Source organism: Marilutibacter chinensis (assembly GCF_021725675.1).
GTDB classification, from domain to species: domain Bacteria; phylum Pseudomonadota; class Gammaproteobacteria; order Xanthomonadales; family Xanthomonadaceae; genus Marilutibacter; species Marilutibacter chinensis.
This window is the reverse complement of record NZ_JAKJPO010000010.1, coordinates 115289-137978: the sequence shown is the minus strand read 5'-3', so window position 1 is coordinate 137978 and position 22690 is coordinate 115289. Positions and strand designations below refer to the sequence as shown.

The following is a 22690-nucleotide window of genomic DNA, read 5'->3' as shown; positions in this document are numbered from 1 at the left end:
GCCGGTACCGTCGCTCCCCGCTGCCGCGCGGCGGACGCTGAAACATCGAGATGGGCATAATCGGCAGCCCTGTCAGTCCAGTCCGTAAGCCGATGAACCCGAGCCGCACCGCGATCGCCGCCCTCACCCTCACCCTGCTGTGCAGCGCATGCGCGAGCGTGCCGCCGGCCAGCGGGCAGGACGCCGGGGCGACGCGATTCGAGGTGGACGTACCGGCAATCGCGCACCCGGACGGCGAATCGCCACGATGGTGGTACCGCGACGGTGCTGCGCAGGCGGCCGCGCGTGGCGCGATGGCCGGCAACGCGCGCAACGTGATCCTGTTCGTCGGCGACGGCATGAGCCTGCCGACGGTCGCCGCCGCGCGCATCCTCGACGGTCAGCGCAATGGTGGTCCGGGCGAGGAGAACCGGCTCGGCTGGGAGCGTTTCCCGGCCACCGCGCTGAGCAAGACCTACAACACCAACGCCCAGACCCCGGACTCGGCCGGAACGATGACCGCGATGGCGACCGGGGTGAAGACCCGTGCCGGCGTACTCAACATCGGCCAGATGCCGCAGCGCGGCGACTGCGCCGGCGCGCTGCGCACCCCGCTGCTGAGCCTGTGGCAGCTGGCCGAGACCAGCGGCATGGCGACCGGCGTGGTAACCACCGCGCGGCTGACCCATGCGACGCCCGGCGCGACCTTCAGCCACTCGGCCGATCGCGACTGGGAGCACGACGCGGCGATGCCGCAGGCCGCCATCGATGCCGGTTGCGTCGACATCGCCCGGCAGATCGTCGAAACGCCGTACGGCGACGGCCCCGAGGTGCTGATGGGCGGCGGCCGGGCGATGTTCATGCGCCAGGACCAGGCCGACCCCGAGTATCCGGACAAGCACGGCAAGCGCCGCGACGGCCGCGACCTGGTCGCCGACTGGCAACAGCGCCACCCGCAGGGCCGCTACGTATGGAATGCCGCCCAGCTCGCCGATGCCCCCGTCGACACCCCCCTGCTGGCCCTGTTCCAGCCCGGCCACATGCAGTTCGAGCACGACCGCGGCAACGATCCTGCTGGCGAGCCGAGCCTGGCCGAGATGACCCGCGCCGCGATCACGCGCCTGCGGAACGCGGATGGCGGATACGTGCTGCTGGTCGAGGCCGGCCGCATCGATCACGCCCATCACTACGGCAACGCCTACCGCGCGCTGACCGACACCATCGCGTTGAGCGAGGCGGTGCAGGCCGCCGCCGCGATGACCTCGGCCGACGACACGCTGATCCTGGTCACCGCCGACCACGCGCACACGATGAGCTTCGTCGGCTACCCGGCGCGCGGCAACCCGATCCTCGGCAAGGTGACCGGCACACTCGGCGAAGGCGAACTGGAAGGCGGCCGGCTCGCCCGCGACGCCACCGGCCTGCCATACACGACGCTGAGCTATGCCAATGGTCCCGGCTACGTCGGCGCCAGCGAGCTGCAGGGCGAAGGCCCGAAGCGCTTCCAGCACTCGCCCGACCGCTTCGAGCCCGCCAAGGGCGGCCGCCCCGACCTGACCCACGTCGACACCCTCGATCCGGACTACATGCAGGAGGCGCTGGTGCCGTCGAAGGACGAATCGCACGGCGGCGACGACGTCGGCATCTGGGCGCGCGGTCCCGGCAGCGACGCGGTGCGCGGCTCGGTCGAACAGAACGCGATCTACCACTTCATGCTGCAGGCGACGCCGCGCCTGCGCGAGACGGTCTGCGCGCGCGGCGGTTGCGACGCCGACGGAGTGCCGGTCGAGCTGCCGGACCCGGCCGCATTCCGCTGATCCGGCTCCAACACAAGACGCGGGCCGTCGACCGGCCCGCTCCACGCAACCCAAGGAAGGACCGCAATGACGAACACCCCCCTGCACGGCCTGGTCATCCGCGATGCAATCGTGCGCATACCCGGGACCGGCTACATCTACGCCGCCGATCCGGCCCGCGAGGCCGACGGCGTTCCGCATGCGATAACTTTCAAGTACCAGCAGGGCCGCTTCATTCGCGGCGATGCGAACTACGACGCGTTTGCGCTCGCCTTGGTGTCCCATCCCGAGCCCGGCCTGGTTTCGGTCGCCGGTGCCGGCTACTACTCGGCGATCAGCGCCTCCGGTTCGGTTTCCGGCGACCTTTTCGACAACAGCAACCCACTCCCACCCGTCCCCCGGACTGGCGGCATCCGCGCGGTCGCCAGCATCGGCGGACGCGCGTTCGCGGTCGGTCTGCGCGGCATGGCCTACCGTCTGGACCAGCCGCGCCAGTGGACGCGCATCGACGACGGCCTGCCGGCGGACTTCGACGTGCTGGCCATCGACGGCGGCTCGGATGCCGATCTGCACGCGGTCGGACGCGGGGGCGGCATCTGGCACTTCGACGACCGCGGCTGGCAGGTCTGCGAGTCACCGACTTCGGCCGCGTTGCGGACGATCCACTGCACGGATGCCGGCGATGCGTACGCCGCCGGCGATGGCGGCGTGCTGCTGCAGCGACGCAACGGCGTGTGGGAGACCATCGAGCACGGATGCACCCGTGACACGATATGGAGCCTGGCGGGGTTCCAGGGCCAGCTCTACGCAGCGACCCTGTCCACTCTGTATCGCATCGAAGGAAACGGCCTGGTGGAGGTCGATTTCGGCAACGATCGGCCGGCGAGCTGCCGCCGCATCAGCGTCTGCGACGGCCAGATGTGGTCGGCCGGCGACTTCGACCTGATGGCCTTCGACGGCGAACGCTGGTCGCGGATCGTGTAGCCATCGCGGCCTCCTCCGCGACGGCTACATCCGGAGCGGACCGTCCTCAGAACGGCTTGGCCAGCACCAGCCAGACAACGGCCGCCAGCAGCAGCACCGGCAGCTCGTTGAACCAGCGCAGCGCGCGGCCCGAGGGCAGCGTGCGACCGGCTTCGACGCCCTTCAGCCAGCGCCCGGCAACCACGAAATGCGCGAGGATCAGCACGACCAGCCCCAGCTTCGCGTGCAGCCAGCCGCCGGCGATGCCGAAATGCAGCCACAGCACCAGCCCGAGCACGAACGCGAAGCCGAACATCATGTGGCCGAAGCGGTACAGGCGCCGCCCCATCAACACCAGCCGCGCCCGGACCTCGGCCGAATCACCGGCCTCGGCGATGTTCACCAGGATCCGCGGCAGGTAGAACACCGACGCCATCCAGGCGATCACGAACACGAGGTGGGCGGTCTTGGTGATGAGATAGGCGGCCATGTGCAATAGGATGCCGTCCAGTCGACGCAGTGTCATCCCAGCCCATGTCCAAGCAATACGACCGCAGCTACTTCGATCGCTGGTATCGCGATCCGGCCCTGAAGGACGCCGCGATCGGCGGCCGTGCCCGCCTCGCCCGCAAGGTGGCGATGGCCGTGGCCACCGCCGAATACCATCTGGAACGCCCGCTGCGCACGGTGCTCGACGTCGGCTGCGGCGAAGGCCCGTGGCGCGCGCCGCTGCTGAAGCTGCGCCCGAACGTGGACTATCTGGGCTTCGACAGCAGCGAGTACGCGATCGCACGGCATGGCCGCCGGCGCAACCTGCACCTCGCCCGCTTCGCCGACTTCGGACAGCTGCGTCCCTGCGCACCGGTCGACCTGCTGGTCTGCAGCGACGTGATGCATTACCTCAACGTGCGCGAACTCGACCGCGGCCTGCCCGGCCTGGTCGAACTCTGCGGCGGGGTCGCCTTCCTGGAGACCTTCGCCCGCGAGGACCCCATCGACGGCGACACCCACGGTTTCCGGCGGCGCCCGGCGAGGTTCTATCGCGAACGCTTCATCGCGGCGGGATTCGTGCCCCTGGGTTCGCATCTGTGGCTGTCGCCCGGCCTGCGTGACGGGCTGGCCGCGCTCGAGCATCCGCGGGAATGAGCTGCTTTCCGGACGCGGATTTTCCCGCACGGGAGACCCGGGTTAACTCTTCCGGAATCCCGTTCGGGTATGCTGCATCGCAACAACGGCACCCTGTCCGCGCATTGCGCCGCCTGGAGACTGCAACCCGATGATGCTTTACCAGATGCACGAACTCGGTCGCGCCTGGATGGCTCCGATCACCTACTGGGCCGATGCCAACGCGAAGATGTTCGGTGCTCCCGGCAGCTGGCTGTCCAGCCTGCCCGGTGCCACCCGCGTCGCCGCCGGCTACGAGCTGCTGTACCGGATCGGCAAGGACTACGAGAAGCCCGAGTTCGGCATCCACTCGATCGACATCGATGGCAACGTCTATCCGGTGATCGAGCGCGAGATGGCGCGCAAGCCGTTCTGCCGGCTGCTGCGCTTCAAACGCTACACCGACGACGCCGGCAACCTGAAGGAGCTCAAGGACGATCCGCCGGTGCTGGTGGTCGCACCGCTGTCCGGCCACCATGCGACCCTGCTGCGCGACACCGTGCGCACCCTGCTGCGCGACCACAAGGTCTACATCACCGACTGGATCGATGCCCGCATGGTGCCGACCTCTGAGGGCGAGTTCACCCTCGACGACTACGTCGGCTACGTGCAGGAGTTCATCCGCCGGATCGGCGCCGACGACCTGCACGTGATCAGCGTCTGCCAGCCGACAGTGCCGGTGCTGGCGGCGATCTCGTTGATGGCCGCGCGCGGCGAGAAGACCCCGCGCTCGATGGTGATGATGGGCGGCCCGATCGACACCCGCCAGAGCCCGACCGCGGTCAACAACCTGGCCACCGAGAAGCCGCTGTGGTGGTTCGAAAGCACGGTGATCCACCCGGTGCCGGCCAACTACCCGGGCCACGGCCGCCGCGTGTATCCGGGCTTCCTGCAGCACATGGGCTTCATGGCGATGAATCCGGAGCGCCATGCGCAGTCGCACTGGGACTTCTACCAGGACCTGGTCAAGGGCGACCTCGACGACGCCGAGTCGCACCGCCGCTTCTACGACGAATACAACGCGGTGCTCGACATGCCGGCCGAGTACTACCTCGACACCGTGCGGATCGTATTCCAGGAGCACCTGCTGCCGCGCGGCCTGTGGGACGTGGCCGGCGAGCGCGTCGATCCGGCCGCGATCACCGGCACCGCGCTGCTGACGATCGAGGGCGAACTCGACGACATCTCCGGCGAGGGCCAGACCCGTGCCGCGCACGCGCTGTGCAGCGGCATCGCGAAGAAGGACAGGCAGCATCTCGAAGTGAAGGGCGCCGGCCACTACGGCATCTTCAGCGGCCGCCGCTGGCGCACCCAGGTCTACCCGAAGGTCCGCGAGTTCATCGCCAGGTACGCCGCCGGCTGAGGTCCCGCGCGGGCATGCTGCCCGCATCGGCCTGCAAACCTGCGCCACCGCGGTCCGGCGGTTGACCGCATCCGCATCCCCGCCGCGTTGTTTCCGATGTCATGGGGGACATCGGGCCACAGGAACGCGCTGCAGCAGCGGCGGAACGGACGCGTGCCGGGACGGGCGATGCGGCGCCGCCGGCGATCGTGGTCGCCCGCGGCTTCACCGGCCTGGGCACGCTGCGGGCACTGGCGATGGCCGGCGTCCGGACCCATGTGGCCTGCCCGGCCGACGACCTGGTCACCCGCTCGCGCTGGTACGCACCGCCGCCGGGACCGGCCTGGAACGGTGAGATCGACGGCAGCCAGGACAGTGCGCTGGATGCGGTCGGACTCGCGCGCGCGGTACTGGTCCCGGGTGCCGACGACGCCGCGCTGTGGGTCGCCGGGCTCGCCGGCAGCGCGCTGGCCCGACGCTTTCCCGCCTCGACCAGTCCGCTGGCGACGTTGCGGATGCTGCAGGACAAGCGCCGGCTGGCCGAGTGCCTGCGCGACAACGGCGTGGCCCACCCGGCCACGTTCGCGATCGACCGCGTCGGGGATATCGACCGTATTCCATTCGAGCGGCTCGACCGGGTGTTCCTGAAGCCGATCGACTCGCAGCGGTTCTCCAAGGCGACCGGCCACAAGGCGCTATGGCCCGGCGACCGTGCGGCCTGCAGGGCGCTGTGGACGCGGCTGCATGCGCAGGGATTCGAGATGATCGCGCAGGAGTACATCCCCGGCGGGGCCGACCAGCACTACTTCATCGACGGCTTCCGCGACCGCCATGGCCGCCTGACCGGGTTGTTCGCACGGCGCCGGTACCGGATCCACCCGCCGGACTTCGGCAACAGCTCGTACTGCGAGAGTACGCCGCTGGCCGGCATGGGCGCCGCCGCGGAGGAACTGGAGCGCCTGCTCGACGCGACGCACTACCGCGGCATCTTCAGCGCCGAGTTCAAGCGCGATCCTCGCGACGGCCGTTACCGCCTGCTGGAAATCAACACGCGCGCCTGGTGGTACGTCGAGTTCGCCGCCCGCTGCGGGGTCAACGTCTGCGAAATGGCCTGGCGGGACGCGCTCGGGCTACCGGTGGTCGTGGCCGGTCGCGACTACCGCAGCGGAGTCGGCTGCATCAGCCTTGCCGGCGACATCCAGGCGGTGCTGCATGCACCGGCCGGCACGCGGATTCCGTTGTCGCGGGCGCTGCGGCAGTGGTGCACCGGGCATCTGCATGCCTTCCGTTTCGACGATCCGGGCCCCGGCCTGCTGCAGGCCCGCCGGCTGGCGGCCCAGTGGTGGCGTGCACGACGGCAACGCCTGTCCGGGCTCCGGGGTTCGCCGGACGAGCGCGCACAGAAAAGCCCCGCGTCGGCGGGGCCCCCGGACAGCGGAAACCCGCCGCCTCACATATCGACGTAGCAGCCCTGGGTGAAGCTCCGGTTCTCGGTCTTCACGCCCCAGCTGCCGTCGAGCTCGCCACAGCCGGCGGTCCACTGCCCGACCAGCACGCCTTCCTCGTCGTAGTAGTTCCAGGTGCCCTGCCAGCTCGCGGTGGCGCTGAACGAATAGGCGGCCAGCAGCCCCACAGCCAATGCAACGGCAACGATCCTGATGCGACGCATGATCTGTTCTCCTTGGATGTTCTGGAAACGCGGAGTCGTATCCGCCGCGTCACCCTAGAGGGGTTCGCGCGTCACTTCTGTTAACCCCGCCACAGTGCGGAAACGTCGAATCCGCCTCCTGCCACGCATGGACGCCGACGCCACTCAGGCGTGCTGCGAGCCCTTCACCAGCAGGTGCTTGGCCAGCTGCCCGTGCAGGTAACCGATGCCGCGTGCGACGTGCAGGGTGACGAACAGCAGCAGTATGCCGAGCACGCTCAGCAACGGCAGCAGCCACGGCGCGTCCGTCGCTACGTCGATCCCGGCCAGCCAGACGTCCAGCTCGATCCCGGGCAGCAGCGCCAGCGGCGTGATCAGCAAGGTCAGAGACACGCTCAGCAACGTCACCGCGAGCGTGAAGTAGGCGATGCCCAGCGGCAGCATCAGCAGCATGTACAGCAGCGTGCTCCAGGTGCGCGGGTCGGTGAACATGTCGCCGATCCGCTGCCAGACCGTACGTCCACGCACGCTGTACAGCGGCCGGCGCGGCATCCGTTCGCCCAGCATCACCTCGACGATCCGGCCTTCGACCAGCGACAGCACCCGCACCGAGCCGAAGAACAGGATCAGCAGAGGAATGCCGACGATCGTGATCGACAGGCCCAGCGATACCGAGAAACCGGTCACCACCCAGGTGAAATAGAAGATGCCGGTCGCGACCGCCAGCAGCATGTAGAACAGCGCGCCGTAGGTCCGCGCATCGGCGGCGACACCGAAGAACCGCCCCAGCGCGGAACGGCGCTGCGGTGGCGTCGGCGGCCGCAGCGCGGTCTGCACCTTGACCTCGGTGTCGCGATAGATCTCGGCAACCTCCTCCGGCGCACCGTAGCTGCCGGCGACCGCGGCGATCACCTCGGCCTCGGGCCTGCCCGGCTGTTCGGCCATCTCCGAACGCAGGTATTCCTCGGCGTCGTACAGCGCGTCCTGGATCATCGCGGGGTCGGCGCCCTTCAGCGCCGCACGCAGCTGCGCCAGGTATTCCGGGATCGTGGTCGGCAGACCGGAGACGGGTACGGTGTTGGCGTTCATTCGGACAGCTCCCCCAGGACGGAATCGACGGAATCGCGGGTCGCGCGCCAGGCGGCGGCCCAGTCGCGCAGGGCTTCGCGCCCGGCGCCGGTGATGCGGTAGTAGCGCCGCGGCGGCCCGGCCACGGACGGCTCGACGAAGCTGTCGAGCAGGCCGGCGGCACCGAGGTTGCGCAGCACCGGATACAACGCGCTCTGCTTGCCGCTGAGCACGCCCTCGCCTTCGCGTTCGAGCCGCTTGGCGATCTGGTAGCCGTACATCGGCTCCCCGGCCGCGGCCAGCACCGCGAGCAGGGTCAGCGAGACCGTGCCGGTGCTGAGCTCCTTGTGGAACTTGCGCAACTGGAGTTCGAGATCGGTCATCGGTGGGCTCCAGGGCCGGATCGGGGCACGGATGCATTCACTAGCTTGAAGTGGATACTAGTATTCAGTTCTCTATAGCAAATGTGCTTCTAGTCATGCCCCGCCGGTTCGCGGCCGGGCCGAGCGCCGGATCCGGCACCGGCGTCGGCGGATCAGGCAGAATCGGGACCGTCGATCCGCCGCCGTCCCACCACCCAGAAGGGAGCCACCCGTGCCAGACCCGATCCGTGCCGCGCTCGTCCTGCCCCTCGCCGCCCTGCTTGGCGCCGTCACGCCGCCGGCCCCGGCCGCCGAACCGGACGCGGGCAAGCCGCGCACGATGCAGGAGATCATCGATGCCGCGAAACCATCGGACTGGCGCACGCCGGATCCGGCCAACACCCTGTACATGGAGCTGGAAAGCGGTCGGGTGATCATCGAGCTGGCCCCCGCGTTCGCGCCCGAACACGTCGGCAACATCCGTACCTTCGCGCGCGAGGGCTACTGGAACGGCATGGCGATCAAGCGCTCCCAGGACAACTTCGTCGTGCAGTGGGGCGATCCGCGCGGCGAGGACGAGGACGGCAAGCCGCTGGGCTCGGCCAGGGCGAAGCTGCCGGCCGAGTTCAGCCGCGGCAGCCGGGGGCTGGATTTCCATCCGCTGCCCGACGCCGACGGCTGGGCGGCCGAAGTCGGCTTCGCCGACGGCTTCCCCGCCGGCCGCGACACCGGCGAAGACCAGGCATGGATGGCCCACTGCTACGGTGCGGTCGGCGCGGGCCGCAATCTCGAGCCCGACTCCAGCGACGGCAGCGAGCTGTACGTGGTGATCGGCCAGTCGCCGCGCCAGCTCGACCGCAACATCACCGTGGTCGGCCGGGTGATCGACGGCATGGAACGGCTGTCGGTGCTGCCGCGCGGCAGCGGTCCGCTGGGCTTCTACGAGGACCCTGCGCAGTACGTGCCGATCCGCTCGATCACGCTGGCCTCCGAGCTGCCCGTGGCGGAGCGCTCGCCGCTGCAGGTGCTGCGCACCGACACGCCGCTGTTCGACGAACTGGTCGAGGCCCGCCGCAACCGCCGCGACGACTTCTACAAGCGCCCGGCCGGGCACATCGACCTGTGCAATGTGCCGATCCCGACGCGGATGCCCGACCCGGCATAGCCGGCTCAGGCGTCGCGGCGGACTTCGTCGCGGCCCAGCGCCTGGTGCTGGAACAGGGCCATGCGGATCACGCTGTGATAGCGGCCGTCGCTGAAGTACTCGTCGACCAGCACGCCCTCGCGCCGGAAGCCGACGCTTTCGTAGACGTGGATCGCCTTGGCGTTGTCGACGTCGACCAGCAGGTAGAGCTTGTACAGGTTCAGCACGCGGAACGCGTAGTTGATCGCGCGCAGGGTCGCCGCGCGCGCGTAGCCGCGTCCCTGCGATTCGGGCGAGACCATGATCAGGAATTCGGCGCGACGGTGCAGGTGGTCGATCTCGACCAGCTCGACCAGGCCGACCCTCTGGCGCTGGTCGTTCTCGATGATGAAGCGCCGCTCCGACTGGTCGTGGATGTGCTTGCGGTACAGCTCCTCGAGTTCGACGAAGGACTCGTAGGGTTCCTCGAACCAGTACGCCATCACGCTGCGGTTGTTGTTCAGCGTATGGACGAAATGCAGGTCGTCCCGCTCCAGCGGACGGAGAGTGACCGAAGCCGGCGGCGGCTTGTCGTGTTCGGCGTTCATGCGCGACAACTTAGCCCAGGCGCCTTAGCGCGGCGTGACAGTCGCCACGTCACGACCGGCGACGGCACTGCCATCACGCGACCTTAGCTGCCGCCCGCCTAGCCTGAGCCCAGGCCAACCGGAGTCCCGAACATGCCCCTGCTGCGGCTGCGCGTGACCGGCAACGACGACCGCGCCCGCGCGATCGCCAATCTCCTGTCCAGCCTGGAGGGCGTCGACCATATCGAGGAAATCGCCGATCTCATGCCGCACATGGACGACCCCGATTCGAGCTCGGCCGGCCTGCCCGACGACCAGGGACCCGGGGTGCACGAGCTGGAGGTGGAGGTGTCCAACGCCTATTCGGCCAATCGCGTCCGCCGCGCGGTCGATGCGCTGGCGTCCGAGCTCGACGTGCTGGTCGAGTTCGAGGTCGAAGAGGAGCGCTAGGAAACAGGCCCGCGGGATTCGCCCCCCTTCGCAGCGGCTCCGTTGTCACGGGAACTCGTCGACGATCCCGTGCACAGGCGGGCACATTGCAGGCTCAGGCGCTTCTTCGCAGCCGCGCGCGGCGGCGCCAGCGTCGCACCAGAGCCACCGCGATCGCCAACAGCACTCCCAGCGGAATCAGGAACGCCAACGCGCGGATGGTCCACGCGGTCCCCATCGACAGGGTCGCGCCGAAATCGCGCACCGCCTGCACGATCTCGTTGCGCCCGGCCTGCCCGCCGGTCGGGCTGAAGGCCAGGGTCAACAGCTGGGTATCGATGCGGCGGCGATGCTGCGCGCCCTCGCGTTCGGCGGCGTCCAGCCGCGCCCGTGTCGCCGCCATCCGCTCGGCCAGCGCGATCATGTCGGCGACGGCAAGGTCTCGCCGCTGCTGGAATTCCTGCAGGCGCTGCAGTTCGGTACGCAGCCGGTCCTGCTCCAGCGCATTGTCGCGAACCACCACCGCCAGGTCCTCTGCATGGGTGCTGCGGCTGCCGAATTCGGCGCCCTCGCCGGCCATCGCGATCATCGGCTCGACCCCGGACGGCACGATACGCACGGTGACACTGGCGGACGGATGATCGCCGCCCTGCTGGCTGATGTTGAGCAGCACGCATTCGCCAAACCGGCGCTCCCGGCATGCCGCCTGCACGGCCGCGTGCCGCGGCGCGATCTCCTCGACCGGCAGGCGGACCGCGATATGGTGCTCGTAGGCGAGCATCGCCCCGGTCGCACCGCCACCGGCATCGGTGGGCGCGGCCTTCATTTCCATCGCCGGGCCCGACGCAGCGGCGGATTGATGCTGGGCATACGGGTCGGAACAGGCGGCCAGCAGCGATACGGCCAACGCCGCAACGAACAGCAACCCGCCGGTCGCGCGAACCGGCATGACGGGCATTCGACGACGGTCTCGAGAGAAGTGCATCCGTTGCGTTTCCTGATGAAGGGACCGCGCCAAGACTATCCCAGCCGGTCCCTCATCCGGTCATCCGGATGCCGCGCCGCCAGCGCTCCAGCCCCCACAACGCGGCGATCGAGGCAACCCAGGCCAGGAACCAGGGCCAGGACGCGCCGCGACGCGCCGCAGTGGCGCCGGTGTCCCGCGTCGCTGCTGGCGGAAGCACCACGTCCCCGACCCGTTGCAGGGTGCGGTCGCGCCGTTCGGCGGCACGCAGGCCAGGGGCGGCCCCGGCCGCACGGACGAAGAACGGCCAGCTGTCGGCACCCTGCCGCAGCCGGTGCCAGCCCGGGGTCCGCGGCCAGTATCCGGCGCAACGGCCGGGACCGGCGAGCGGGTCGATCAGCAGCGGCGTCGCGGTGCCGTCGGGCGCGACTGCCATGGCGTCGTCGGCGACCGCGCAGATGCGGGTGCGGACGCCCTCGCGCGGGTCGGCCTCGAAGCGCGGCGGCATGCCGGCGGCGCGTGCGACCGTTGCGAAGGCCGTGCTCCACAGCTCGCCATGCAGGTCGCCGCGGCCGGACAGCGGCAACCGGTAGCTGTCGACCAGCGTGGTGATGCCGATGCGGCCGCGCCCTTCGGCGCGCCAGTACAGCCAGGGCGAACCAGCGATGCCGCTCACCGGGACCGCGGCGTCCGTGCCAATGCGGAGGTCCCGGCGCAGCAGCCGTGGCGGCGGTGCGGCGGCGAGCTCCACGTCCAGCGGCGCATCCTCGCTGCCGTTGCCGAGACGGGCGCGCAAAGTGGCTTCGTCCAGGCCTTCGGAGTGCGGCAACGCCAGCGCGACGGTGCCAGTGCCGGCCGATACCGGGAGGCCCAGCGCAGCCAACTGTTCCCGGGTCTGCCGCGACAACGGCCCGGTCGCGCGCAACAGCACGCCCAGCCCTTCGCGCACCGCGGCAAGCAGGGACGTCCGCCTGGTTTCACCCAGCGACGCCCAGGCACGCTCGTCGAGCACGACCAGATCGAAGCCGCGCAGGGTTTCCGCGTCCATCGGCGACGGCGGATCGCCCAACTGCACGCCGCCGCCGACCGCCAACTGGGCATGCAGCGCCATGCCGGCATCCTCGGCCCAGCGGCGCAGCGCGCGCAGTTCGGGATTCGGGGCGCCCGCCATGAGCAGCACGCGCGGTGCCGGCGCGTCGGCGATCGACAACGGCACGTCGAGTGTCTCGACGGGCTCTCCGGCAGCGTCGCGCACGCGCAGGGCGAACGTTGCGATGCCCGGGGCGCGGACCGTCGCATCCAGCGTGAAGGCACCATCCTCCTCCAACCCGGTGTCATCCACCCGCTGTCCGGCCGGATCGATCAGTTCGACGCTGCCTCCCTCGACCCCATTCACGCGTCCGGACACCGTGAAGACGTCGCCGGCGGCGACTTCATCCGGCAACCACAGCCCGGTCACGCCGGTCGGCAGCGGCGCCGGATCGAACACCAGGGGAAAGCCTTCCACGGCGGTCAGGTCGCGCGCGTCGAGTCCTGCGCCGACCACGTGGATGCGTGCGGTTCCGGGATGACGCCGCAGCGCGGTAGCGAGATCGGGTACCGCTTCGGCATCGCCGAACACCGGCACCTCCGGCAGTGCCACCAGCACCTCGCCCTGTTCGGACGTGGCCAGCTGCACGCGGCTGGCTCCCGCGGTGAGCACGGTCAGCGTACCGCTGCGGACGGCGACGGGCGGCGGCACGAGGGTGCGATACAACAGCAACGCACACAGCGGCTGCAGCGCCAGCAGCAACGCGAGCCGCCAGCCGTGCGACCGCGCGGGTCCGCGCCATTGCCGCGACAGCAGTCGCGCCCACGCGATGACGACCGCAAGCGCCAGCAACGCGACGAGCCCCCCCTGGGCCAGGCCTTCATTGGTCAAATCGATGTTCATCGCGACGGCTCTCCCAGCGCATCGAGATAACGTTCGCCTTCGCCGTCGATGCCATCGCGCCGGGACACTGCGGCGGGCGGACGCGACATCGCGCTCCACAACAGGCGGCGTAGATCGTCGCGGCAGTCGCCACATTGCGGATCGTTGCGCAGCACGTCGATGGCCGCGACCAGGGCCAGCGGATCGTCCAGGCGCCCGCCATGGCGTGCCAGCCAGGCCTCGAGCGCGTCGAGATCGGGCTGACCCGACGTCCGTGCACCGGGATCGGTCGCGTCGGCATCGTCGCGTGGCACGTCGGCCAACACACGCCAGACCTGTGCCGGCACGTCGTCCGGCACCCGTGCGCCCGCGGCCGGCAACGCGCGACGGGCGATGCCGGCGCGGTCGCCGCTGAGCCGGCGGCCCTCGTCGATCGGCGGCAGCTCCGACCCTACCCGCGCCAGATAGATGCGGTCGGCCTGCTGCACCTGCTTGATCAGCTCCAATGCACGGTAGGCGTACGGCAGCGCCTGCTTCGGCTGTCCCTGTCTCAGGCCCAGTTCCGACTGCCACATCTCGCGCAGCGCACTGCGCAGGATCTCGCGGGTCTTCGGGTCCAGCAGGGTCGCGGCTTCCGGCAGGTCGTGGGTATGCCCGAACTCGGCCAGGACATCGCCGGCGCTGCCGAACACCGCGTCACCGGTGCGTCCGCCGTGGCCATGCCCGTCGTGGTCATGTCCGGCTTCGTCATGGTCGCGGTCGTCGTCCCTGCTATCCGCATGCCCATCGGCGTCCCTGTCCTCGGCCGCGGCACGCGGGGCCTGGCCGAAATCGTCGATCGGCAGCAGCGGCGCGGACGGCGGGGCATCCTCCGCGTCATGGGTCGGCGGCGGATGCCCTGCGCCTTCGCTCTCCTCGCCGAGAAATCGGCCATAGCGCAGCCGCAGCAGGCGCTGATCGACGCCGAGCGCATCGGAACGATCGAGGAAGCGCTCGGCTGACAGCGATGGTTTCTCCTTCAACAGCGCCTCGGCATCGATGATGATCTGCCGCTGGCTGCGGAAGTACGCCGGCAGCACCTGCCGCGCCAATCCTTCCAGGCCGCCGACATCCGGCACGGGTTGCGGCGGCCTGCGCAGGATCAGGCTGGCGCTGCGCGCGGACTGCGGCCCGGGCCGGCGGTTGTCGCGCACCTCCAGCTGCACGACCAGATCCTCGCCCCAGGCCAGCGCCAATCCGGCCAAGTCGATGCTCGCCTGGTAGCGCTTGCGGCTGCGCTCGCCGCTTCCGCGCAGGCTCCGCGTGCTTTCCTCGAACGTGATCTGCTCCCCGCTGCCGCGGGCGACGGTGACGTGCAGGCGGGCATCGGCGTCGATGCCATGGTCGTCGCTGGCCTCGAAGACGACCGACCAGCCGCGCTGGCCCGGCTTCATCATGCTCAGGCCGGTCTCCGGTTCCAGCACCCGCACCTGCGGCGGCCGGTCCGGGATCGCGTCGAGCCGGTTCAGCGGCGGCAGCGGCTGCGTCGGCGCGCCGGCCGGCAGGACCCGGTACAGGGCCGAGCGTTCCAGCAGATGATCGGCGATCCATTCGTCGCGTTCGCGCCGCATCTCGATGCGGCTGCCATCGTGGAATTCCAGCGCGACCGACGCCGGCTGCGGTTCGAAGCGCAGCGCCCAGCGCAGTCTCGACCCCTGCTGGGCCCGGGCATCGAGAGCGTCGATCTCCCGTTCCGGCAACCCGGTGTAGGCAGGCGGAGAGATCGCCAGGCGTTGCGCGACCCGATGTGGGACGCCATCGCCGCGCGCCTCCGCCACCGGCGGGACGTCGCCTTGCCTCATGGTTCCGCCACCCGGCCACAGCCACACGCCCACGACGCACAGCGCCGCGGTCCCCCACGCCAACCCCGTCGCCCGCCGCGACCATGCCGGCCGCAGATCCGGCGCGGCACCGACACGCTCCCGCAACCGGGCGCGTTGCAGGCGCTGCAGCGGGCCGAGCGCGGCGGGGTCGGCGAACAGCAGCCCGGCGCTGTCCTCCATCGCGGGTTCCTGCGCATCCAGCCGCCGCTGCAGCCACCGCGCATCGAAGCGGCGCATCCGCGATACCGCGGCAAGCAGCGCAAGCGCACTCGCCGTCGCCCCGGCCAGAAGCGCGAAGCGTATCCCGCCCACACGCCAGCCGACGACCGCGACCGCGCACACGATCGGCAGCGCGACCGCCAGGGCATCGACGAACACCCGGCGTCTGACCGCGCGCCAACGCTGCCGAAGCACGCCGTCCATGCCGATGGCGCCGCTCATTGCCGCGCTTCACGGCGACGCGAGGTCGCCAGCCAGCGCTCGACCAGCAGGACCAGCGCGATCAGCACCGCCCACCATGGCCGCAGTTCCCGCGGCGGTTGCGGATAGGCCGTCGCTCCCGTAAGCGGAGCGTACGCCCGCGCCTCGACGCGGGCAGGCGGAGCCGGCGGCCACAGCGACTCGCGCAGGCGTGCGGGAAAGCCGGGATCGAGCAGTTGCGGCATCGCCGCCGGCGACATCGTGCGGGTCAGGCGCAGCAACCGGCCGCGCCCCAGCGCCGCACTTTCCAGCAACGGCGCGCCTTGTCCGTCGTGCCAGACGATCGTTGCCGCCCGCACCGGGGCCGGCGCATCGCCGGCCAGGGTCTGCACATCGAGCAAGGCGGTACCGCCATCGACGACCCAGTCCCGCACCGGCGCCGGCAGCTCGCCCGGCACCAGCCAGACCAGCACACCCTCTTCGGGCAGACGCAACTGCGCGGGCGCGACGACGTCCATCGCCACGGACGCATCCGTCGACCCGGATCGCCAGGCGTGTGCGGCCGCGCGCAGGTAGCGCAACGCGGGCATCCCGGGGTCGGCTGCGACCATGTGCAGTGCGGGCGGTGCGACCGCGACGGCGGGCGGCGCCGGCATCGCGCCCGGCACCACCTGCCATTCGACCTCGCGCGACAGCACCGGCAACTGCGCGTCGGCATGCTCCAACCGCTGTGGCACGAGCACGGTAAGCGCCGCGTCGGCCGGCAACTCGGCATCGAGCTGTCGCAGCAGGCTCGCGAACGCAGGCGACCGTTCCGGTGCAGGCTGTCCGATCCCGGGGAATCCCGGAGCCAGCCAGCGGATCCGCTCGCGTTCGTCGCCGGTCGCCGGCAGCCGTGCCGGATCGACGCCCGGAATCACCACCGTCCACGGAGTGCGCGCCTGCTCGCCGTGCAGCACCGGCCGCGCCAGCCACAGCGCGATCAGCGTCAGCAGCAACAGACGCACCAGCAGCAGCGGCCATTCCTCGAAGCGGATGCGCTGGCGTGGCCGGGGCCGTCGCCGTAGCCAGCGCAGCGCCGCGAACTCGACCGGACGCTGCTCGTTGCGCCGCGCCAGATGGATCAGCAGCGGCATCAGCAACGCCGCCAATGCGGCCAGCGCGGCAGGCAGCAGCAGACCGAACGGCATCAGCGGTGCCTGCCCTCGTGGGCACTGCGGCCGAACAGGCGTCGCAGCGGCAACTCCAGCGGCTGGTCCAGCGTGTGCTCGACATGGCGGATCCCGGCAGCGTCGAACCGCGCCTTCGTCTCACGGCGCGCCGCACCGAAACGCCGCAGGAACTCCTCGCGCAGCGCGGGGCCGTCGCCGAGCAGTTCCTCGCCGGTTTCCGGATCGCGGAACCGGCGACCGTCGCGGAACGGAAAATCGCGTTCGGCGACCGTCAACAGCCGGATCGCCAGCACCTCGCGACCGGCCGCCGCGAACCGTTCGGCCAGCGCGATGCCATCCCCGTCCAGGCAGTCGCCGATCAGCACGACCATGTCGTCCACGGCGATGCGCTCCCACACCGGCAGCAACCGCTCCGCATCCGGGAAGCGGCCGCCGGCGGCGGTTTCGTGCAGGACCCACTGCAGCCGGTCGCGATGACGCGGACCGGAGCCGGGCGGTACCAGCCGGATGCCGTCCTCGTGCAGCACGACCAGGCCGCTGCTGTCGTGCTGCTGCAGCGCGATCTCGGCGATGCAGGCGGCCAATCCACGGGCAGCATGCATGCGGGTGCGCTCCGGCGCGGTCTCGTCGGCCTGTCCCATCGACGCGCTGGCGTCCAGCAGCAGCCACACGGTGAGCGGGCTCTCGCGTTCGGCCTCGCGGACGAAGAAACGGTCGCTGCGCGCATACAGCTTCCAGTCGATCTGGCGCGGTTCGTCGCCCTGTTCGTAGGGCCGGTACTGCGAGAACTCCAGGCCGCTGCCGCGGCTGCGGCTGGCATGCATGCCCAGTCCGCGTGCGCCCGCGGCGCGGCGCGGCACGATCCGCAGCTCGCGCAGCCGGGCACGCAACTGCGGCGGAATCAGCTGTGGCACCGGCTGCTGCACCGCGATCACCGGTTCAGGCGGCGGGCAGCGGCAAGTCGCGCAGCAACGCGGCGACCACCTCGTCGGCGGTCACCTGCTCGGCCTCCGCCGCGAACGACAGCAGCAACCGGTGCCGCATCACCGGCGCGGCCAGCGCGGCGACGTCCTCGCGGGTCGCGGCCAGCCTGCCGTGCAGCAGCGCGCGCGCCTTCGACGCCAGTACCAGCGACTGGCCCGCGCGCGGGCCGGCACCCCATCGCACGAAGCGCCTGACCGTCTCCGGTGCATCCTCCGCCGGACGTGTCGCGCGGACCAGGCGGTTGATCCAGCGCATCAGGTCGTCGCCGACATGCACCTCGCGCACCATCGCCTGCAGTGCGAGCACCTGCTCGCCATCCATCACCTGCGGCACCTCGACGACATGGGATCCGGTGGTCTGCTCCAGGATCGCGCGCTCCTCGTCTTCGTCCGGATAGTCGACCCGTATCTGCAGCAGGAAGCGATCCAGCTGGGCTTCGGGCAACGGATAGGTACCGGCCTGTTCGATCGGGTTCTGCGTCGCCAGCACGAAGAACGGCGCCGGCAACTCGTGGGTCGTGCCGGCATAGCTGACCGTGTGCTCCTGCATCGCCTCCAGCAACGCGGCCTGGGTCTTGGGCGGAGTACGGTTGAGCTCGTCGGCCAGCAGCAGGTTGGTGAACACCGGTCCGCGCTGGAAACGGAAACGACGGTGGCCGGTGCCGTGGTCCTCTTCAAGCAGCTCGGTACCGAGCAGGTCGCTGGGCATCAGGTCCGGGGTGAACTGCACGCGTCGGAACTGCAGCCGCATCGCCCGGCCCAGCGTGCGTACCAGCAGGGTCTTGCCGAGACCCGGCACGCCCTCGAGCAGGCAATGGCCGCCGGCGAGCAGACCGACCAGCAGTTGCTCGACGACCTCGGCCTGGCCGACGATGGCACGGGCGATCGCGTCGCGCAGCTTGTCGAGCCCGGCGATACGGGTCTGGATGTCGGATTCGGTGATGTCGTTCATGGGGGGAGTTCAGTTCCTGCGGGGAAGCCGGCGCCATCCCTTTGCGCGATACGCCGTGAACACGGCCATGCTGGTTCTTCCGCAACATCCCTGTTGCGCAGCACCGCGCAACGGGATGGCCACCGGCTTCCGGATGATCGGCTGGCACTCATGGAAAAGCGGAAGACTGCCCTGTCATGCCGTCAACGCATACATGACGATGTTGACCGCGAACTTCGTGTTGTCCTCGGCCAGGAAGCGCTTGTTGCGCCAGTCGTAGTCCCATTCGCAGCCGTAGTCCTTGTTGCTGTAGAGCACGCCGAGCCGGCCGTCGATCTCGATGCCCTTCAGATAGTCGTGGACGAGGTCGTCGCCCCAGCCGTTGAGCTCGAAGCCGGTCGCCGGCGGACCGTCCGGGAACCGGAAAAAGCTGCGGTAGAGCGCATGATCGTTCGGCAGCCTGCGCAGGGCATCGGGACCGAAGATCGAATGCATCTGCCGCTCGAACGACTTCGCGAACAGGCCGTCGATGTCGTGGTTGCAGTCGTCGACGAAGACGAAGCCGCCGTTGCGCACGTAGCGCTCGAAATTGCGCCGCTCGGCGGGATTGAAATCGACCAGCTTGTGCCCGGCCAGGTAGCAGAACGGCGCGAGCAGCATCTTCGGATCGGCCAGGTCGACCACGTGCTCCTCCGGATCGACGCGCAGGCCCGTGTAGTCGATCAGCGAGGTGATCAGGTTGGACGGCATCCGCGCGTCCACGTCCCAGTCGCCGGAATCGTAGCGCAGACGGGTGAACCAGAAATCGTAGCCGACCGCCGCGGACGCCACGCGAAGCGGCGTCGCCAGCCACGCGCCGGCGATGCCGCCTGCCAGCAGCCGCAGGAACCCGGCGCGGTTCATGTCCCTGCGGGTGCCATCGTCACACCGCGTCGGAGAGCGAGGTGAAGGTGAAGTCGCGCAGCCTCATCGGCGGCAGCAGCATCACCAGGCTGGACTCGTCGCCCGCCACCCGCACCGGCCGACCGAGCTCGTCGATGTTGTTGAGCATGATCACCGGCGACTCGTTGAAGCGGAAGTTCTTCACCGGATGCCTGATCTCGCCATTCTCGATGTAGAAGGTGCCGTCGCGGGTCAGGCCTGTCAGCAGCACGGTCTGGGGATCGACCATGCGGATGTACCAGGTGCGGGTGACCAGGATGCCGCGGTCGGTACCGGCGATCAGTTCGGCGGTGGACTTGTCGCCGCCGGCCATCAGCAGGTTGCCGGGCTGGCCGACCGCGCGCTTGCCCTTCTCCTTCGCCCAGTAGCGCGAATAATTGAGGGCCACCACCTTGCCGTTCTCGATGATCGGCATGCGCTCGCGCGGCAGGCCTTCCTCGTCCCATGGCATCACCGGCGCCTCGTCGCTCCAGGGATCGGCGATGACGTTCACGCGCGGATCGTAGACCTGCTCGCCGAGCTTGTTGCCGCCGCCCTGCCTGGAAAGGAAGCTGCGCCCCTCGTCGGCGGCGCGGGCGTCGAAGAAATTCATCATGAAGGACACCAGACCGGCGACCGCCGCCGGCTCCAGGATCACCGTGTACTTGCCGGGCTCCAGCGCCTTGGCCTGCGCCGAAGCGCTGGCCTTGCGCATCGCCACCCGCACGTCGCGGTCGGCATCGAATTCACTGGCATCCCTTACGCTGCGGCCGACCCACCCCGACCCCTGGCCGTCCTCGGTGCGGACGGTGCAGGTGTAATTGAAACCGGTGCCCTTCTGGTACCCGAAATTGCCGTTGCTGTTGGCGAAGGCGACGAAGCGCCTGGAATCGACCAGGAAGCCGGCGGCGACCAGATCCTCCTCCCGGCAAGGGCCGATCGAATCCGCGGCCACCTGGGCACGGAATTCCGGCGTGATCGCCGCGGTGGATTCGCTCCAGGTCCGGCTGGGCCTGTACTGCTGCTTGCCGATCGCCGGCATGAACTCCGGATTCTCGGGCGCGAGCCGGGCCAGGTCCTCGGCGCGCCGCACCACACGCTCCAGCGCGGCATCGTCGAACTCGTTGATCGTGGCGACGCCGACGCGCTTGCCGAACGCGACCTGCACGGCCAGTTCGACGTCAGCCACGATCCCGCTGGTCGACACGCTGTTGAGAGCGAACCGGATGTTGCCTTCGGTCGCCCCGGCGAGCGTCGCGGTGCACTCGTCGGCCTTCGACAGGGCGATCACCTTGTCCAGGATGGCCTTGGCTTTCTCTTCGGTGAAGATGGTCATGGTCTGATGTTCTCCTGGAGCCGGTCAGCCGAGCGAGCGGGCGGTGTTGATCACGTTGATGCCGTTGAAGCGCGCGGTCGCCGAACCGTGCGAGACCGCCGACACCTGGCTGGGCTGGCCCTTGCCGTCGAAGAACGAACCACCGAGGCGGTAGTCGCTCTCGTCGCAGATCGCCACGCAGGCGTTCCAGAACTCCGGCGTGCGGATCTGATAGGCGACGTCCTCGATCATGCCGGCGATCTCGCCGTTCCTGATCTCGTAGAACAGCTGCCCGCCGAATTGCGCGTTGTAGCGCTGCTGGTCGATCGAGAAGGAGCCGTCGCCGATGATGTAGATGCCGTTCTCGACGTCGCCGATCATCTCCGCCACGCTCAGCTTTTCCTTGCCGGCGGCCAGCGACACGTTCGGCATGCGCTGGAACTGCACGCTCGACCACGAGTCCGCGTAACAGCAGCCGTCGGATTCGGTCTTGCCGAGGATGTGCGCCTGGTCGCGGATGGTCTGGTAGTCGACCAGCCTGCCTTCCCTGATCAGGTCCCAGCGCTTGCACTTGACGCCCTCGTCGTCGTACGCGACCGCGCCGAGACTGCCAGGCTGGGTCTTGTCGGCGAACACGTTGACCTTGTCGCTGCCGTACTGGAAGCGCTGCTCGCGCTTGTCGAGCGTGGCGAAGCTGGTGCCGGCGTAGTTGGCCTCGTAGCCGAGCACGCGGTCGAGCTCCAGCGGGTGGCCGATCGATTCGTGGATCGTCAGCCAGGTATGCGACGGGTCCAGCACCAGGTCGTAGCGGCCGGGCTTGACCGACGGCGCCTTCAGCTTCTCGCGCGCCTGCTTCGCTGCCGCGATCGCATCCTCGCGCATGTCGTACGACATGCCGTAATTGACCACGCCGTTGGGCGAGACCACCTTGCCGGAAGCATCGCCGTCCAGGTATTCGAAGCCCATGCCCATCGGCGAGGACAGGCCGTCGCGGGTGCGGAACTTGCCGCTGTCCTTGTCGATCGCGGTGACCGTCATCGGCGTCCAGATACGGTGCACGTCCTGGTCGATGTAGGAGCCGTCGGTGCTGGCGAAATACTTCTGCTCGTTGACCAGGAACAGCATCGAGTTGACGAAGCTGGCGCCGGCGGACATCGCGGCGGCGTTGACGTCCAGCAGCAGCTCGACCTTGTCCTTGACCGGCACCTCCATGGAGTTTCGGCGGATCGGCGTTCGCCAGGACACCTCGCCGACGCCCTTCACCGGCGCCAGCCGTACCGGCTCGCGCTGGACCTTCGCGTTGGCCTTGGCGATCGCCACCGCCTGCCGGGCCGCCTCGGCGGCGCCCTCCGCGGTCAGCGAGTTGGTCGCCGCGAAACCCCAGCTGCCGCCGGCAATCACGCGCACGCCGACGCCGGTCGACTCGGTGTTGACCACGTTCTGGACCTTGTCCTCGCGGGTGATCACGAACTGTCGCAGGTAGCGCCCGATGCGGACGTCGCAGTAGCTCGCGCCCGCGCCGGTGGCCGCATCCAGCGCGGCGTCGGCCAGTCCCTTCTTCAGCGCGGGATCGAAGACGGTGGTCAGTTCCTCGGCGGCGATCGCCTTGCCGAGCCAGGCCGGCAGTACCAGTCCGCCGAGTCCAAGGCCGCTCAGGGCCAGAAAGTCGCGTCGTTGCAAGGCAGCTCTCCCGAAAGGGTGCCGCCGGCGCGAGGGCCGGGCAGCGGGGATGGAGGCGGGCGTTCGCGT

21 protein-coding genes are annotated in these 22690 nt (G+C 69.7%); 7 read left to right on the top strand and 14 right to left on the bottom strand.

The annotated features are described in order from the left end of the window. Positions 1-92: 92 nt before the first annotated feature. Both L3V18_RS14945 and L3V18_RS14940 read left to right on the top strand, forming a co-directional pair. Positions 93-1796: an alkaline phosphatase gene (locus L3V18_RS14945; protein ID WP_237053572.1), complete on the top strand. Its 1704-nt coding sequence runs from the start codon at positions 93-95 to the stop codon at positions 1794-1796. A gap of 66 nt (positions 1797-1862) precedes the next feature. After that, the gene (locus L3V18_RS14940; RefSeq protein ID WP_237053573.1) at positions 1863-2759 is read left to right on the top strand and encodes a beta propeller repeat protein; all 897 of its coding nucleotides are present in this window, start codon (positions 1863-1865) and stop codon (positions 2757-2759) included. A 46-nt stretch (positions 2760-2805) separates the two neighbouring features. Here the strand turns inward: L3V18_RS14940 and L3V18_RS14935 are convergent, their stop codons facing one another. Next, positions 2806-3228, bottom strand: coding sequence for a CopD family protein (locus L3V18_RS14935; RefSeq protein WP_237053711.1), 423 nt, complete (start codon positions 3226-3228; stop codon positions 2806-2808). Between the two features lie 44 nt (positions 3229-3272). On the opposite strand from L3V18_RS14935, the gene L3V18_RS14930 reads away from it, so the two are divergent. The 3 genes from L3V18_RS14930 (at position 3273) to L3V18_RS14920 (ending at position 6710) form a co-directional block, all read left to right on the top strand. Then, positions 3273-3884 carry a class I SAM-dependent DNA methyltransferase gene (locus L3V18_RS14930; RefSeq protein ID WP_237053574.1) on the top strand — a complete coding sequence of 204 codons (612 nt, stop codon included), beginning with the start codon at positions 3273-3275 and terminating at the stop codon, positions 3882-3884. A 133-nt stretch (positions 3885-4017) separates the two neighbouring features. After that, complete coding sequence (locus L3V18_RS14925) at positions 4018-5265, top strand: polyhydroxyalkanoate depolymerase (protein ID WP_237053712.1); 1248 nt, start codon at positions 4018-4020, stop codon at positions 5263-5265. A 101-nt stretch (positions 5266-5366) separates the two neighbouring features. Next, on the top strand, positions 5367-6710 hold the full coding sequence (locus L3V18_RS14920) for a carboxylate--amine ligase (protein ID WP_237053576.1): 1344 nt from the start codon (positions 5367-5369) through the stop codon (positions 6708-6710). On the opposite strand, the gene L3V18_RS14915 is transcribed toward L3V18_RS14920, so the two are convergent. From L3V18_RS14915 to L3V18_RS14905, 3 genes are all read right to left on the bottom strand, one after another. Further along, on the bottom strand, positions 6695-6913 hold the full coding sequence (locus tag L3V18_RS14915; protein ID WP_237053577.1) for a DUF6289 family protein: 219 nt from the start codon (positions 6911-6913) through the stop codon (positions 6695-6697). The two genes, L3V18_RS14920 and L3V18_RS14915, sit on opposite strands and share 16 nt — an antisense overlap. 144 nt (positions 6914-7057) lie before the next feature. Then, positions 7058-7981, bottom strand: coding sequence for a sensor domain-containing protein (locus tag L3V18_RS14910; RefSeq protein WP_237053578.1), 924 nt, complete (start codon positions 7979-7981; stop codon positions 7058-7060). Next, entirely contained in the window at positions 7978-8343 is a 366-nt protein-coding gene (locus tag L3V18_RS14905) for a PadR family transcriptional regulator (RefSeq protein WP_237053579.1), read from the bottom strand. The genes L3V18_RS14910 and L3V18_RS14905 overlap by 4 nt, the downstream gene beginning before the upstream one ends. 211 nt (positions 8344-8554) lie before the next feature. On the opposite strand from L3V18_RS14905, the gene L3V18_RS14900 reads away from it, so the two are divergent. Then, positions 8555-9487 (top strand): peptidylprolyl isomerase, encoded by a 933-nt coding sequence (locus tag L3V18_RS14900; RefSeq protein WP_425493463.1) that lies wholly within the window; start codon positions 8555-8557, stop codon positions 9485-9487. Positions 9488-9492: 5 nt separating this feature from the next. Here the strand turns inward: L3V18_RS14900 and speG are convergent, their stop codons facing one another. Next, complete coding sequence (speG, locus tag L3V18_RS14895) at positions 9493-10053, bottom strand: spermidine N1-acetyltransferase (RefSeq protein ID WP_237053580.1); 561 nt, start codon at positions 10051-10053, stop codon at positions 9493-9495. Positions 10054-10185: 132 nt separating this feature from the next. Here speG and L3V18_RS14890 point away from each other — a divergent pair, with 132 nt between their 5' ends. Further along, the gene (locus tag L3V18_RS14890) at positions 10186-10482 is read left to right on the top strand and encodes a hypothetical protein (protein WP_237053581.1); all 297 of its coding nucleotides are present in this window, start codon (positions 10186-10188) and stop codon (positions 10480-10482) included. A 94-nt stretch (positions 10483-10576) separates the two neighbouring features. On the opposite strand, the gene L3V18_RS14885 is transcribed toward L3V18_RS14890, so the two are convergent. The 9 genes from L3V18_RS14885 to L3V18_RS14845 all read right to left on the bottom strand — a co-directional run bounded on the left by L3V18_RS14885 (position 10577) and on the right by L3V18_RS14845 (position 22621). Continuing rightward, positions 10577-11410, bottom strand: a complete 834-nt coding sequence (locus tag L3V18_RS14885) for a DUF4349 domain-containing protein (RefSeq protein ID WP_237053582.1) — start codon at positions 11408-11410, stop codon at positions 10577-10579. 88 nt (positions 11411-11498) lie between these two features. Next, positions 11499-13358, bottom strand: coding sequence for a carboxypeptidase regulatory-like domain-containing protein (locus L3V18_RS14880; protein WP_237053583.1), 1860 nt, complete (start codon positions 13356-13358; stop codon positions 11499-11501). Next, positions 13355-15640 carry a DUF4175 domain-containing protein gene (locus L3V18_RS14875; protein ID WP_237053584.1) on the bottom strand — a complete coding sequence of 762 codons (2286 nt, stop codon included), beginning with the start codon at positions 15638-15640 and terminating at the stop codon, positions 13355-13357. The genes L3V18_RS14880 and L3V18_RS14875 overlap by 4 nt, the downstream gene beginning before the upstream one ends. After that, a complete protein-coding gene (locus L3V18_RS14870) occupies positions 15637-16809 on the bottom strand; it encodes a BatA domain-containing protein (RefSeq protein WP_237053585.1) in 1173 nt (390 codons plus the stop codon). The genes L3V18_RS14875 and L3V18_RS14870 overlap by 4 nt, the downstream gene beginning before the upstream one ends. Then, the gene (locus L3V18_RS14865; RefSeq protein WP_237053713.1) at positions 16809-17717 is read right to left on the bottom strand and encodes a DUF58 domain-containing protein; all 909 of its coding nucleotides are present in this window, start codon (positions 17715-17717) and stop codon (positions 16809-16811) included. The genes L3V18_RS14870 and L3V18_RS14865 overlap by 1 nt, the downstream gene beginning before the upstream one ends. Positions 17718-17730: 13 nt before the next feature. Further along, on the bottom strand, positions 17731-18726 hold the full coding sequence (locus tag L3V18_RS14860) for an AAA family ATPase (protein ID WP_237053586.1): 996 nt from the start codon (positions 18724-18726) through the stop codon (positions 17731-17733). A 174-nt stretch (positions 18727-18900) separates the two neighbouring features. Then, the gene (locus tag L3V18_RS14855) at positions 18901-19608 is read right to left on the bottom strand and encodes a DUF4159 domain-containing protein (RefSeq protein WP_237053587.1); all 708 of its coding nucleotides are present in this window, start codon (positions 19606-19608) and stop codon (positions 18901-18903) included. A 19-nt stretch (positions 19609-19627) separates the two neighbouring features. After that, on the bottom strand, positions 19628-20962 hold the full coding sequence (locus L3V18_RS14850; protein WP_237053588.1) for a TldD/PmbA family protein: 1335 nt from the start codon (positions 20960-20962) through the stop codon (positions 19628-19630). Between the two features lie 24 nt (positions 20963-20986). Then, a complete protein-coding gene (locus tag L3V18_RS14845) occupies positions 20987-22621 on the bottom strand; it encodes a TldD/PmbA family protein (RefSeq protein WP_237053589.1) in 1635 nt (544 codons plus the stop codon). Positions 22622-22690 lie beyond the last annotated feature (69 nt).